This is a genomic window from Nostoc sp. (assembly GCF_036919495.1).
Taxonomy (GTDB): Bacteria; Cyanobacteriota; Cyanobacteriia; order Cyanobacteriales; family Nostocaceae; genus Nostoc.
Map to the genome: position 1 here is coordinate 88,922 of NZ_JBALBZ010000067.1, position 13,900 is coordinate 102,821.

Consider the following 13,900-nt stretch of genomic DNA (forward strand, 5'->3'; position numbering starts at 1 on the left):
GCAGGAGTCAAAAGTCACGCATAATTGTATTCCGAGCTTCTTGCGCCATTTGAAATGGTATGTTTATTTCCGCGCCCACTGTACTAGTACCCCAATTCAGTAATTCTGGAAGAACCTCTTCCCCAGCCCTACAACAGTTGGGGACTAGTTTAAACTATGGAAAAATCCAAAATCCAAAATCTAAAATTGATTGACTCTGTGCTTACTCAGTTACCAACTATCAACGCCCTGAAACAACCCACTAGCTCTGCTTGGGTTGAACAAGCGATCGCTAATTTAGACATCATCTTACTCGACCATTCGCACTGTGAACGCAAAGCAGCAGGCGTAGCCTTGAACATGATGTTTCGCTACCCTTCTAATACTAAAATGGTTCGGGAACTAACCGCGATCGCTCGCGAAGAACTAGAACACTTTGAGCTAGTTAATCAATGGTTAGAACGCCGGAATATTCCCCTAGCTCCCCTACCACCCCCTCCCTACGGCGCTGGCTTAAAAGCTGTTGTTCGCACCAAAGAACCTGAGCGATTTCTGGATTCCTTACTAGTCACTGGTTTAATAGAAGCTCGCTCTCACGAACGCCTGGGATTATTAGCTGCTCACTGTCCAGAGCCAGAGTTAGCAAAATTTTATCGTGGGCTAATGGCATCCGAAGCGCGTCACTACGGTATATATTGGGTATTAGCTGCTACTTACTTCGATAAAGAAATTGTCATGCAACGGCTTGATGAATTAGCAATTGTCGAAAGTGAGTTGCTGGCGACATTGCACCCAGAACCTAGAATTCACAGTTAGTAGACTAAGGCAACAGATATGAAGCTTCAGCTAACACACCTGAGACTGCTTGTCTCCAACTACAAAGATTCTTTTCTGTTCTACCGGGATCTGCTGAAATTTGATGTCGATTGGGGCGATGAAAATAGCGGATATGCTGAGTTTAATACCGGATATCTCAAGCTAGGTTTGTTCAAACAAGAATTAATGGCTCAAGTAGTTCCAAGAGTCGAACAGCCTTCTTATATTGCTAATCGAGATAAAATTGCCTTGATTTTCGCAGTCGATAACGTGGATGAGGTCTATGAGCAAGTAAAAAATCAGAATGCGATCGTTGTAACTCAACCACAAGATCGCCCCGATTGGGGAATCCGCACAGCTCATTTTCGCGATCCTGATGGCAATCTCATTGAAATCTACAACAATCTGGGAATTGTCAGTTAACTGAACCTTAGTGATTTCCAAGTAATAGAGGTTAATATCAAGTCGTAACATTAATGTCAGCGTAGATGTAGCCCGCCGCATCGCTACTATATCGTTGAATTATCGTTGGTAAGAAGACAAGGGGAGGGGAAGACAATTCCTCTCCCTTTGTCTGTTTATTGACGCCTTGAGAGTACCGCCTGAAATGGACTCTGCAAGAATTGCTATTTGCTGAGTAAATTGGGATATAGATGCGGAAAATTTTTCTGTGTAAACTTGACCAGCAAATGGTAATGAAAAACTATTATCAAGATTTTTTAATTCGCAATTGGGTGCAAAGCGATCGCACCAGAGCTGCCGAAGTCATCAGTTATGTATTATCAGAATATGGTCTGGGTTGGGAACCAAAAGGCGCTGACCAAGATGTGCTGCGAGTAGAGGAATATTATTTAGCTACTGGGGGAGAGTTTTGGGTAATTGAACACCAAAGCCAGCTAGTGGGTACTGGAGCATACTACCCTATACACCGTGGCAAAAAAGCTGTAGAAATCCGCAAAATGTATCTTTTGCCCAGCATTAGGGGTTTAGGATTAGGGAAATATTTGTTACAACAGCTAGAAGTAGCGATCGCAGAACGTGGTTTTGAGCAAATTTGGATTGAAACCGCCAGCGTTTTAGTGGAAGCAGTCAAGCTGTATGAAAGCAACGGCTACACTCCAGCAACGGGTGTAGAAACAACAAGATGCGATCGCGTGTACGTTAAATCACTCCACAACGGTTATAAGTTATGAAGTTTGAATTTTTAACTCCTAACTCCTGTACAGACGCGATTAATCGCGTCTCTAACTACTAACTCCTAACTTTTAAAATGCACACTTGGATTAAAAATCTTACAGGCTTACTCAATCTTTTTCTCCAATCCCATTGTCCTCTGTGCCAACGTGCAACCTCGCAAGAATTCTGTCACAATTGCACCAGACAACTGCAAAAATGTCAACGTCAAGACCCGATTTCTTTGTGGCAAGAGCCAATACCAGTATTTGGCTGGGGCGAGTATGGTGGCCCGGTGAAACGAGCGATCGCAGCGATGAAATACGAAAATCAACCCCAAATAGCTCGTCCCTTGGGCCACTGGTTAGGAGAAGCATGGTTGTTAAATTCACCGAGGCAAGATAAGCAGCCTGTGGTAGTTCCCATCCCACTCCACCCTAGTAAGCAAAAACAACGTAAATACAATCAAGCCGCACTTATAGCTCAAAGCTTCTGCGAAATAACTGGATTAAAATTGAAACTAAACGGTTTAGCAAGAGTGCGAGAAACTGAAGCGCAATTTGGTTTATCAGTATCTAAACGAGAAAAAAACTTGGTTAACGCTTTTGCTGTTGGCCAAGAATTTCGCCATCGTCCCCCAAATGTCCCAGTGCTGTTAGTAGACGATATTTATACTACTGGTGCTACTGCTAGGTCTGCTGTGGAAACACTTCGTCAGTATGGAATTGTGGTCTTAGGATTAGTAGCAGTAGCCACTGCCGTCAAAGACGGATAAATCAATAAGTAATGGGCAGGCTTTAGCAGATAAGTGCATAAATTGACCGAATTACCCTATTTTTGTAGAAAAAATTGCTTGAAATGTATGAATAAAGTTTTTGCGGCAGGTTTAAAACAACTCATCATTATTCCTGCCACATTGCTGGCAATAGGTATAAGTACAAGTGTAGCTTTCGCTCAAAATAAGTTGTATAGTCCAATACCTTTATCTAACAGTACTGAATTTTCCGATACCCTCTCAAACAAAGACATTCCCACAGGTCAAGGTGGGTTTGCCCGTGATTACACTGTGAAGTTACAGAAGGGCGATAATTTAGCAGTTGACCTGTCATCCGAAAACTTTGATAGCATCATCACCCTGCTAGCACCTGATGGATCGACTTTGGCAGAAAATGATGATGGCCCTGATGGTAGTAGCAATTCCCTACTATTTACTCGCATCGTAGAGACAGGGAATTATGTGATTCGTGTCCGCTCTTTTGGGGAAACTGGAGTTGGGGCTTTTAAACTCAAGGTGACAAAGCTGCAACCGATTAAATGAAGGGAGTGGGGAATGGGGCAAAACAAATTCCGAGTTTCGAGTCCTGATAAAGAAGTGAGATTCCCCACTCAGCACGGGCTAAACGTCCCGCTAGCGCTAACAGCACAGGGCAATCAAAACTCCTGAGGGTTATGAGGTACGGGTTATTCTCCTCATCCCCACTCCCCCACATCTCAAAAAACAGTCAAGACACAGAGAAATAAGGCTTCAGTCCACTCAACGACTGCGCCGTAGGTATCTCCTGTGTGCCCGCCTAATTTGTGGTTGAACCACGCACCAGTTAAAGTAGCGATCGCACTTCCAGCAATTATCATTGTCAATGCGAGAAATAGTTGTTGTTTATCTATCAACCAAAGTAAACCACTCAAACCCAGCAGCAACAACAATCCTGGTAACAAATCTTTGTAAGAACGAATGGCTTGTTTGTGAAGCGCACCTTTACCAGTTGGTTTAAGGTAAGGATATCGCGCGATCGCTACCTGTTGTCCCCAACGTCCCCAGCCACAAGCAGCCATCAGCAATAAGCAACGGTTTTCTGGCATATCTGTCAAAGCTGCTATTTTTAGTAGCACCAAGGCGATGGCAGCCATTGCCCCAAATGCACCTGTAGCACTATCTGTCATCACTTCCAACCGCCGATTTGGATCGCCCACTGCCAAACCATCGGCAGTATCCATTGCCCCATCTAAGTGCAATCCTCCAGTTATGGCAATCCAAACACTTACGACTAAAGCACTACGAGTTAACACTGGCATACCCAGATAAAGCATTCCCGTATCCAGTAACCCTAAAATTCCCCCAATCATTAACCCTACAACCGGAGCAAGACGTACCACTCCCCGAAAGTCTAATCCCTCCAAATACGGTACTGGAATAATAGTGTAAAATATAATACTAGCTGCCAGCCTTAACAGCAACTTTTTCCACCACTGTTGCTGTTTCGTCATCTTAGTAACATTAATATATGGTTAATTGCTGGATAATAGACTTGGGTTAATTGACATCCCCTCACGGCTAATCAGGAGTACCTGATATAGCGGGGGATTCCAAAGATCGCTCCTTGGGTTTCCTCTTTCCACGAGTTGGGAGATTTGCAACTGTCTCCCCGTTACTATCAGTGTAGAAGTGGTTCAATCCCACATCAATACCAATAGTTTTACCCGTTGGTTCTCGTCTTTCTACTCGCTCTTGGTCAATGCAAAATTGGCAATAATAGCCATCTGCACGACGCACAACCCGCACCCTTTTAAACTGTTTAAGTTGGTAGAAATGCAGGTCACGAGTTCCCCAAAGCTTGAAAGTTCCTGCTTTAAATCCATCCGAAAAAGTGATATACCTACGGTCATCAGAAAGTCGCCACCCACAGGTTTTGTACTCTACAGAACCATGTGTCTGCTCTTTCTTAAACCTTGGGAATCCTTTCTTCCCTGGCTTAGATTTTTTGCAGTTATCAAAAAATCTAGCGATTGCAGACCACGCTCTTTCAGCACTAGCTTGTCTTGCCATCGAGTTGAGTTTGGATACCCAAGGGAACTCTGTATTAGCAGCCAGCACAGCGCAGAACTTACTAAGGTCGTATCGCCCAATGCCCTTATTGTCCATCCAGTATCTAAGGCTTGCATTGCGAACAAAACGAGCAGTTCTAATCGCTTCATCAAGCGCTTGATACTGCTCATTCTCTCCCTCAAGTTTGGCCTCAAATACCAGCATATTTACCTCACTTACATTAACGTAATTCAGAGCATAGATTTGCGAAAAACTCAACTGTTCCCTCTCCCTTACTGGCTTGCAGCCAGTCATGGTCGGGGAACATCTAGTTTTTCGCCCTGTCTACGACACGCTGCGCGAACGATTCATCTCTTTGCCAAATCAAAGATTATGGCGGGAGCCTTCTCTCCGAATAAGGTAAAACCGATATGAGCATACTTTAAAACTTTAGATAAGATTTACTTCTATTAGAGATTATTCTTGAAAATTTTGTTATGCTGGTCTAAGTGGTAAATAGATAATCAAAGTGTTTTTTATACAAAAAACGAATGATTAAGGAAATTAAAATTCCATCAAGAATCAAAATTTGTGTTTTGTATTCGTTAATTAAAAACTTACTCTAAATTATTTAGACGATTGCTCCACAAAATTGATATTTTTTTAAATGTAGGAAGTAAACAAGCTATTCAGTTATGACAGTTTAGCTATGTTGTCGCTCTCCTTAGCTCAATCGATATTTTCCTATGAGTCACCATCTACCCGACATCAGGATACCAGCTCCGTGCATTATTAACACGGGCATCATTGTGAATAAGCTCGACATCCGGCGATTGCTGACAGACTTAGGTCGAGTCCACTACATCTACACCCAAGAAGATAAGGTACTGAGCGAGGGTGAAGGGGATGTGATGGAAGTTTTCGCCAATCCGCAAAGGTCTACCTTAGTGGCTAACCACGCGCTATATCTGAATGTTTGTAGTTTTGATTACTTGGAACTTAAACAGTCGGCGCAACAAGAAACCTATTTTGATTTGATGCAAGAAGGAGTGTGTCTGCGGTTGATTCCCCGCTCAACCCCCCTCCAAGAGCGACGAGAGCGAACCTTCAATGTCAGCGCCATAGAAGCGATGATGGAGCAAGTCCTCTCAGCTAGGTGGGATGCAGAAATTGACGATGACTGTTCTGATTCTTTCTAAATAACAATTAGTACAGTATATACTCGTAAAGTTGGTAACGAGGTTAGTAGCGAACGCTTAAGTGTTCACAAAAACTCGATTGCCAGTTTTTATGTTTGTCCATAATTTAGCCAAATAATATTAATCTTGCCCTAATACCATTTGGTTTTATGGCTGCTAGTTATGGATTTCTGAAACTCTTTACCAATTAGCGTTTCACAATCCAAAATCTAAAATCTAAAATCCAAAATGGCATGAGTGCGAATTTTTCCTTTGAATGTCTTGCAAGCTGTAGCCAAACCAAAGCTAGAGCAGGAGTCTTTTTCACTCCTCACGGTGTTGTAGAAACCCCCAGATTTATGCCAGTGGGAACACTGGCAAATGTCAAAACTATCACCCCATCTCAGCTACGAGAGACTGGGGCGCAAATGATCTTATCTAATACTTATCATCTTCATCTACAACCAGGGGAAGCGATCGTGGCTGGGGGTGGTGGGTTGCACAAATTTATGGGTTGGAATGGCCCAATGCTCACAGATTCGGGTGGGTTTCAGGTGTTCAGCTTAAGCGAGATGCGGAAAATTACTGAAGAAGGCGTCACTTTCCGCTCACCCCATGATGGACGAATTATTAACTTGACACCAGAGCTATCCATTAAGATTCAAAATACTTTGGGGGCCGATGTGATTATGGCCTTTGATGAGTGTCCGCCTTACCCAGCGACTCGCCAAGAGGTTGAAACTGCAACTGAGCGCACTTATCGCTGGTTAGAGCGCTGCATAACGGCTCATCAACGCAGTGAACAGGCTTTGTTTGGGATTGTGCAAGGGGGCGTATATTTGGATTTGCGTTGTCGTGCGGCGTCAGCTTTGGCTAAGTTGGATTTGCCGGGATATGCCATTGGTGGCGTGAGTGTGGGAGAACCGCCAGAAATGATGGCTGAGATTGTAAAAGTGACAGCACCGCTTCTACCGCCTGAAAAGCCGCGTTATTTGATGGGTGTCGGTACTTATCGAGAAATGGCGATCGCGATCGCATCTGGTGTAGATTTATTTGATTGCGTCATTCCCACCCGTTGGGCGAGACATGGGACGGCAATAGTTCAGGGCGGACGCTGGAATTTAAAAAATGCTAAGTTTCGTGAAGATTTTACGCCATTAGATGAAACTTGTCCTTGCTATACCTGCCAAAATTTTAGCCGGGCTTACATATCTCATTTAGTGCGATCGCAAGAAATTTTAGCTTATACATTGTTAAGCATTCACAATATTACCGAACTAATTCGCTTTACCCAGCATATTAGAGAAGCAATATTAAGCGATCGCTTTGTCACAGAATTTGGTCACTGGCTAAACTCATCTGAATCACTATCAGATGAAGAGGAAATTACAAATGACAAATAACTATTGACCAATGACCAATACCCAAACCATGTTAAGATATTTCTCAATTATGAACGCTGTGTTGGATAGTTGGATTTAAACAAACATGGAAGCAGCACTTTTATTAGCAAAACTGCCTGAAGCATACCAAATCTTTGATCCTTTGGTGGACGTTCTCCCAGTCATCCCCGTATTCTTCTTGTTGCTTGCTTTCGTTTGGCAAGCAGCCGTGGGATTTAGATAAGTTAATCTATTTTTCAATTTATAGGACAGGTACTATACCTGTTCTATTTTTTTGTGGCGCTATCTTTGATAAAGTTAATATTTATTAATATTTTGTAATGATTTAATATAATAAATAAGATGTGAATCAAGCCATGTCAATATGAAGCCTTGAAAGCCAAGCTTAGAGTCGAGGAGGAATCGGTTATGGGTAATATCAAATTCGTTAAAGAGAATAAAGAAGTAGTGGCGGCAGATGGTGCAAATCTCCGGCTCAAAGCGATGCAAAATGACATTGATATATATAAATTCATTGGCAAGATGACCAATTGTGGTGGTAATGGGCAGTGTGGTACTTGCATTGTGGAGATAGTCGAAGGGCTAGAAAATCTTTCCCCCCGCACAGATGTAGAAAATCGCAAATTCAAAAAAAAGCCGGAAAATTACCGCCTTGCCTGTCAAACTTTAGTGAATGGCTCAGTCAGTATAGTCACCAAGCCTTAAGTTTTTAAATCTGCCATTGCTTCAATTTGTATCCAGTCAGTAGTCAAAATACTTACCAAAATTGAGTTTCCTGATTTTGAATTTGGAATTGGTATAACTGTGTCGTCGATGATGCTATCCTAATCTTGTTGACTGGAAATTTAAGAGAGGTTTTCTTGCCATGCAAGTTAATGACCTGGGGTTCGTAGCGAGCATTTTGTTCGTACTAGTCCCCACTGTGTTTTTACTAATTCTTTACATCCAAACTGCTAGCCGCGAAGGTGGAAAAGATAATTAAGAGTTTGTGTATCAAATAAAGAACCCCTGCACCAGCGTGTAGGGGTTTTTATTTATCAACCACTAACTCTATTTTGACTTTAAGCGATCGTCCGCGCCAGCAATACCGGACAAGTGGCATTAACTCGCACATAGTCAGACAAGGAAGATCCGATGAGTCGGTCTATATCAACAAAACTCTTAGCGATGGATGGACGACGATCTGGAGAACCGAGCAATAATAAGTCGATATTCAACTTCTCTGCCAACCGACAAATTTCTTCACCAGGTTTGCCACTGCTGATATAACAACGAGATTGGATGCCCTGGTTTTTAGCTTCTGCAACTGCGGCTGCCAAAACTGGATTTTTATCTGAACTAACTTCAGTTATTTCCGATTTTTTCCCGCCTAAATCTGTGGCAACATTTGCCAAAATTAACTCGCCGCCCTGAATATCTCGCAGTAAAAACAGTGCCAATTTCAAGCAGTTTTTTCCAGAATCAGAGTTGTCTATTGCCACCATAATGCGCTTAATTCTTTTGACATAAATATCGTCTTTTACCAGCAACATGGGTCGAGAAGATAGCTGGAAAACATACTGACTGACTGAGTTCGATAAAATGGATTGCAGTCGCTTAAGTCCGCGTGAACCCATAATAATCAAGTCAGCATCGATTTCATCAGCTACTTGGCAAACAACATCTTTCGGGTCGCCTTCGCGTAAAATTGAAGAAACCTGGCTAGGATCTAAATTCAAAGTTTGAATGGCATTAGCTAAAATTTTACCGCCATTTTCCCATTTAGCTGTCATGGTAGCGGCAGTATTTTGTGCCTGAACAACATGCAAAATCGTCACTTTTGCAGATTGAATTGAAGGAATTTCTCTCAGGGTTTTGAGCATTTCTTCTGCGTGTCCCAATCCCGATACAGCCAGCAAAATTTTTTCTATCATTTTACGTGATTGTTGTTAAGTTCACTTTAGTTGTCGCTGTTATTACTTGGCTAAGGTCAGATTTTTACTGCCTTGCTCAACAACCTAGTCAGTAACTTGGCACAAATAAACTTTCTTTTTTAGTATTTAACACTCAAACAAATGACAAAGTACAAAAAGCTCAACAAATGTTTAAGTTCATTTGCACCTATTTACTTAAGATGATCAACTAGACTGCAATTATTAAGCATAGTCTTAATTTAGCTTCGATAACTTAATCAATTATGATGTTAGTTATCATTTTTTATCTATATTCACTTTTTTTAATTAGAAGTTAGTTAAGTATTGCAAAGAAATGCCAAAAGAACTCTTCAGAAAAATTTATTTACTGTAAGCCGATACGCTTGGGTTAAGGAAATTTATTTATTGAAGTACTATAAAGACCTCTCCCTGGTTTTACTACGTAAAACCGTCCCTCTCCGAGTCGGAGAGGGGGAGACTTGAACTTTAGTTGAAGCCAGGGAGGGTTTATCGAACTCACGTTAACTTAAATGCGCTCCTGGTTGTCCGTAAATACACTTGTACCTGGACTACTATTAAAATTGTACTGGCCAAGCATGGTCTGTTGAGCAATCACATTCCAGCGCGATCGCGGCTGATCTAACCCTTTTCTAATTACGAGTTACGAATTATTTAAAACCTGCCATTTCCCTGAACAATGTGCTTAACGGTAGTCAAGGTTTCCAGGCTGATAAATCCCCGGCGATGACCTTTTTGGTTAGACATCCCAAGAAACACTGAATCTCCCCGCGAGGGGTTGCGGGAAAAGCGCGGGGAAGTGTTGATATAAGTAGAAGCACTGTTAACTCCTAAAGCAAACTGCCGACTTTCCTGATAGGATTCAGTAACGATAGAGTCGGCATGACCACTGCTATATTCATTAATCCAGGCGATCGCAGCCTCTAAGTTATCCACCAATTTAAAAGCTACTGTTCTAGTTAAATAAGGGTTTCCCCATTCGCCTTCTTTCACCAATTGCAACTGGGGAAAGGCTTTTACTAGTTCTGCATCCCCTTTAATTTTAAAGCCTTTTTCCATCAAGCTGTTCCACAGAACGGCTATTGATGATGGTAAGGCTTGCCGATGAATTAGCACCTTTTCAATGGCATTAACTTGGTCTGGTTCGCTCTGATGGCTATTAAGAATCATTAAGCGCACCATTTCTAAACTGGAATTTAGCGACCAGTAGAGATAACAGTTACCCATCGCTGACTTTAAGACTGGGCAAGTTGACTGTCGGACTACCTGCTGTACTAAACTAGAACGTCCGTAGGGAATCACTAAATTTACGTACTGGTCTTGGGTGACTAAATCCCGAACCGAAGCACCATGTTCTGCTGCGATCAGTTCTATACAGCCCGGAGGTAGACCAACTTGAGCGATGGCACTTTGCAGTACCTCAGCGATGACGGCGTTGGAATGGCTAGCTTCAGTACTGCCTTTGAGAATTATACTATTGCCAGTTTTGATACAAAAACCTGCTGCGATCGCTCCTAAATCGGGAAACGCCTCATAAATAAATCCAATCACTCCCAAGGGCATTAACTGGGTATAACTCTGGGAATCTTCCAGTTGATAATCAGCCGTTCTGACGCGCCGCAGTGGATCTGATAATTCCCCCAACCGTTGCAAAATGTCCACGGTCATCTCTAACCGTGTGGGAGTCAGCTTCAGCCAGTCTAGTATCAACTCAGGCACTGCCATTTCCCGACTGGCTTCTAAATCCAAGGTATTGGCTTCTAGAATGTCGTCAAATGAGCGCTCAAGGGCTTGTGCCATTGCCAGTACTGCACGACTTCGGTCTGCTCCCTTTGTGATCCCCAACTTTAGGGAAGCATGATAGGCGCGTTGGGCACTAGTAATTGGTTCGGGGTAATCATCCAAAACTTCAACAGTCATTGAGTTAACGTCTGTAGGTAAGCCAGACCATTAGCGCTGGCAGAATAGCCAATAGCACCGCCACCATTGCCCAAGCAACAATGCTGGAACTATTTGCCAATCGCAGTGCTAATGGCAGCCATATAATCACTAGCACGAAAATAATGCCAAGTGCTATAGGCAGATAGCTTTCTCCCAAGCGTGGATGGACAACATGCCAACTATTTCCCATCCAACGCCAAGCCCGCTTGTAGGGATAGGTGGTAGAAAGCTGTTCTAGGACATGACCATTATCTTCTACTACAAAGATTTGCTGACAGCGATCGCAACCAAATGCTTCTGTCAGCGTAATCGGAATTAACTGACCCCGGCGACGACAGGGACAGGGGTATTCGGTATTGAAGTCTATTTTTTCGGGTTTTTGAGATTGCACAAGCGTTCTAGTAACTTGAGCGTGTTTTACACGAACTGTGAGAATATGATTCCTTGGTAAATGCCTGATAAGGCTTCTCTTTTTCTGAAAATAACCAGGCGATTCAAATATCGCCATCATTGCAAACAGTAGATGCAGCAGACTCTAAATATCCTAATTGCCATATCAGTACAAAGTTCTCTGTTTGTAATCTTTCCCCATAGCTGGCAATCTTATCTAAAAATTTTCTTCTCTTCATTTGTCGCTTGAAAGATAATGTGGTTGCGTTTTTGGGCATTTATTGCGATGACACACAAAGATTGTAGCCAAGCTAATCTATATCTACACCAGTCTAAAGCTGGGTTTTATATTTCTTAGCAAGTTGGGTAACGCAATTTGAGTGGGTGATATTCAAATTGAGACAGTAGACGATTTATTTGCTCGATTTGTCCACATTGGGAGTGATTCACAAGAGTTTAGTGCGAATCGCCAAAGACTTCAACAGTTATCAGTTATCAGTTAATTTGTCCGTTGGAAGTCACAGCCCCGCATAAATATAAGTGGCGTGTTTCAGTCGGGGTCAAATCTCAGACTGCTTCCAATGATTAACTGTTCACTGAATTTAATGCACCTTAAGAAAACTAAACCTCTTGGAGTTAAAAACTGCAAGAGGTTTTAGTTGGAAGCGGGTAACGCGATTCGAACGCGCGACATTCACCTTGGCAAGGTGACGCTCTACCACTGAGCTATACCCGCAATCAATTACCATATATTAATATCTCAGATTTATTCCTAATTGTCAACCCCTTAATTTAGTTATAAGTGCCAAGTCTTTTAACTAATAACTCAGCACTTATAACTCAGCACTCATTTAGCTGAGTTCTTCTGACTCCGCAGTTAAATTGCCGATGCTGGCACTTTGGAAAGAGGCTGGTAAAGACTGGCTATTATGAGAATATGGCTCTGCCAGGTTAGAACGCAGTTGCCGCATCAGGCTTGCCATTTCTAGGGCATTCAGGGCATAATCCCAGCCATGATTACCTTTGATGCCTGCCCGTTCTAAGGCTTGCTGCATAGTATCTACTGTCAAAATGCCAAAAATTACTGGCACACCAGTTTGAAAGCTAGCGGCGGCAATACCTTTAGAAACTTCGGCGGATACATAATCAAAATGGGGTGTTTGCCCTCGAATGACTGCACCTAGACAAATTACAGCATCATAACGATGGGAAAGTGCTAGTTGGCGAGCTACTAAAGGTACCTCAAAACTTCCCGGAACCCAAACATAGTCTACCTGATTCCCTTGGGGGTTAGGATCTACACCGTGGCGTTTCAAGCAATCTTGACATCCCTCTAGCAGCTTTCCGGTAACTAGGTCATTAAATCGACCAATCACCACTGCAAACCGCAAAGGCTCCGTTTGGGTAAAAGTTCCCTCGAAAACTGCCATGACTGCCTCTTAATCAACTATAGTTCTGGCCAATATACATTTCTTATTTAAATGTAGAGGAGCAGGAAAGCACGGTTAAAAAAAGGAAATCGGAAAAAATTTCTCCTTTTCTCCTTTGGTCTTTGACCTTGGCTTTTCTGCTCCTCTAGTTCTTATATTATGTGCCTGCGCCAGAGTGAAGCCGTCGCCTACACGACAAAAAAGTTTAACAAACCAACTAAAAATACCAAACCAATCCAGACGGCGGAACCAACCCAGAGTAACCTTTTAGATTCAACCCAATTTTGGGGAGTGGCGTAAGCAACGGGGACGCCAACAACCAGTACAAAAGACAATAGAACTAGGCTTATCAAAGCGAATTGGAATATTATGGTCATTTTTGCATCTCCCAATACAGCGAAATAGTGATATGTCTTACACTAACAGTAAGGTGTACAGTGTAGGCAAGGAGCGTGACTCCTGCTATTGCATAGGACATTTCCAGGAGCTTCTGGCCAGAGGCTCTGATTTTATGTCCTCGCGATCCCCCACGGTCAAAAATTTGATTTTTTCTTCCTTTCGTACCCCACAAATTTTACGACACAGGATGAATTGCTTATGACTTTTGCACTGATGTGTCAACCAATGGTAAATTTGCATTCTTTGAAAGGATGCCCACTCGTTTCCCGTTGTCCAATGTTTCACGTAGGTTTCCCAGAGGGCAGTAAGCGAGGTATATCAATGGCCGTGGTGGCGAGTAACTACTTAAATCATACAACGCCGCGATCGCGTATTTCAGAATATTTGACAATTAAGGCGCTGACCCTGAGGGTTAAAGGGTGAGGCTTCTATCCATTTTAGCTAAAGGGCAACACTG

17 protein-coding genes, 1 tRNA gene and 1 pseudogene are annotated in these 13,900 nt (G+C 42.6%); 11 read left to right on the plus strand and 8 right to left on the minus strand.

The features are described 5' to 3' along the window. Positions 1–156 precede the first annotated feature (156 nt). The 5 genes from V7K25_RS08885 (at position 157) to V7K25_RS08905 (ending at position 3,286) form a co-directional block, all read left to right on the plus strand. The gene (locus V7K25_RS08885; RefSeq protein ID WP_335157031.1) at positions 157–795 is read left to right on the plus strand and encodes a tRNA-(ms[2]io[6]A)-hydroxylase; all 639 of its coding nucleotides are present in this window, start codon (positions 157–159) and stop codon (positions 793–795) included. 18 nt (positions 796–813) lie between these two features. Continuing rightward, positions 814–1,218: a VOC family protein gene (locus V7K25_RS08890; RefSeq protein ID WP_335157033.1), complete on the plus strand. Its 405-nt coding sequence runs from the start codon at positions 814–816 to the stop codon at positions 1,216–1,218. A 272-nt stretch (positions 1,219–1,490) separates the two neighbouring features. Next, positions 1,491–1,988 (plus strand): GNAT family N-acetyltransferase, encoded by a 498-nt coding sequence (locus V7K25_RS08895; protein ID WP_335157195.1) that lies wholly within the window; start codon positions 1,491–1,493, stop codon positions 1,986–1,988. A gap of 77 nt (positions 1,989–2,065) precedes the next feature. Then, positions 2,066–2,743, plus strand: a complete 678-nt coding sequence (locus V7K25_RS08900; RefSeq protein ID WP_335157035.1) for a ComF family protein — start codon at positions 2,066–2,068, stop codon at positions 2,741–2,743. An 87-nt stretch (positions 2,744–2,830) separates the two neighbouring features. After that, a complete protein-coding gene (locus tag V7K25_RS08905) occupies positions 2,831–3,286 on the plus strand; it encodes a PPC domain-containing protein (protein ID WP_335157037.1) in 456 nt (151 codons plus the stop codon). 173 nt (positions 3,287–3,459) lie between these two features. Here the strand turns inward: V7K25_RS08905 and cobS are convergent, their stop codons facing one another. Together cobS and V7K25_RS08915 are read right to left on the minus strand one after the other, a co-directional pair. Then, the gene (gene cobS / locus V7K25_RS08910; RefSeq protein ID WP_335157039.1) at positions 3,460–4,233 is read right to left on the minus strand and encodes an adenosylcobinamide-GDP ribazoletransferase; all 774 of its coding nucleotides are present in this window, start codon (positions 4,231–4,233) and stop codon (positions 3,460–3,462) included. A 97-nt stretch (positions 4,234–4,330) separates the two neighbouring features. Then, positions 4,331–4,996, minus strand: a pseudogene (locus V7K25_RS08915) (RNA-guided endonuclease InsQ/TnpB family protein); the annotation flags it as partial. A 521-nt stretch (positions 4,997–5,517) separates the two neighbouring features. Between V7K25_RS08915 and V7K25_RS08920 the strand changes: the two are divergent. From V7K25_RS08920 to psbM, 5 genes are all read left to right on the plus strand, one after another. Then, positions 5,518–5,970 carry a hypothetical protein gene (locus tag V7K25_RS08920; RefSeq protein ID WP_100901509.1) on the plus strand — a complete coding sequence of 151 codons (453 nt, stop codon included), beginning with the start codon at positions 5,518–5,520 and terminating at the stop codon, positions 5,968–5,970. 233 nt (positions 5,971–6,203) lie between these two features. Continuing rightward, the gene (gene tgt / locus V7K25_RS08925) at positions 6,204–7,352 is read left to right on the plus strand and encodes a tRNA guanosine(34) transglycosylase Tgt (protein WP_335157041.1); all 1,149 of its coding nucleotides are present in this window, start codon (positions 6,204–6,206) and stop codon (positions 7,350–7,352) included. 85 nt (positions 7,353–7,437) lie between these two features. Further along, complete coding sequence (locus tag V7K25_RS08930; protein WP_006195022.1) at positions 7,438–7,575, plus strand: photosystem II reaction center protein K; 138 nt, start codon at positions 7,438–7,440, stop codon at positions 7,573–7,575. 185 nt (positions 7,576–7,760) lie between these two features. Next, positions 7,761–8,057: a 2Fe-2S iron-sulfur cluster-binding protein gene (locus V7K25_RS08935; RefSeq protein ID WP_335157043.1), complete on the plus strand. Its 297-nt coding sequence runs from the start codon at positions 7,761–7,763 to the stop codon at positions 8,055–8,057. Positions 8,058–8,217: 160 nt separating this feature from the next. Continuing rightward, entirely contained in the window at positions 8,218–8,334 is a 117-nt protein-coding gene (psbM, locus tag V7K25_RS08940) for a photosystem II reaction center protein PsbM (RefSeq protein WP_100901506.1), read from the plus strand. Between the two features lie 79 nt (positions 8,335–8,413). On the opposite strand, the gene V7K25_RS08945 is transcribed toward psbM, so the two are convergent. The 6 genes from V7K25_RS08945 to psbZ all read right to left on the minus strand — a co-directional run bounded on the left by V7K25_RS08945 (position 8,414) and on the right by psbZ (position 13,421). Beyond that, complete coding sequence (locus V7K25_RS08945; RefSeq protein WP_335157045.1) at positions 8,414–9,265, minus strand: universal stress protein; 852 nt, start codon at positions 9,263–9,265, stop codon at positions 8,414–8,416. Positions 9,266–9,937: 672 nt separating this feature from the next. Continuing rightward, positions 9,938–11,203, minus strand: a complete 1,266-nt coding sequence (locus V7K25_RS08950) for a glutamate-5-semialdehyde dehydrogenase (protein ID WP_335157047.1) — start codon at positions 11,201–11,203, stop codon at positions 9,938–9,940. 4 nt (positions 11,204–11,207) lie between these two features. Next, a complete protein-coding gene (locus tag V7K25_RS08955) occupies positions 11,208–11,615 on the minus strand; it encodes a hypothetical protein (RefSeq protein WP_100901502.1) in 408 nt (135 codons plus the stop codon). Positions 11,616–12,278: 663 nt separating this feature from the next. Further along, positions 12,279–12,350: transfer RNA gene (locus V7K25_RS08960), tRNA-Gly, on the minus strand. Between the two features lie 115 nt (positions 12,351–12,465). After that, positions 12,466–13,044 carry a 6,7-dimethyl-8-ribityllumazine synthase gene (gene ribH / locus V7K25_RS08965; protein WP_335157049.1) on the minus strand — a complete coding sequence of 193 codons (579 nt, stop codon included), beginning with the start codon at positions 13,042–13,044 and terminating at the stop codon, positions 12,466–12,468. 188 nt (positions 13,045–13,232) lie between these two features. Next, complete coding sequence (gene psbZ, locus V7K25_RS08970) at positions 13,233–13,421, minus strand: photosystem II reaction center protein PsbZ (RefSeq protein WP_229500909.1); 189 nt, start codon at positions 13,419–13,421, stop codon at positions 13,233–13,235. 220 nt (positions 13,422–13,641) lie between these two features. On the opposite strand from psbZ, the gene V7K25_RS08975 reads away from it, so the two are divergent. Next, positions 13,642–13,866, plus strand: coding sequence for a hypothetical protein (locus V7K25_RS08975; RefSeq protein WP_335157051.1), 225 nt, complete (start codon positions 13,642–13,644; stop codon positions 13,864–13,866). Positions 13,867–13,900: the final 34 nt, after the last annotated feature.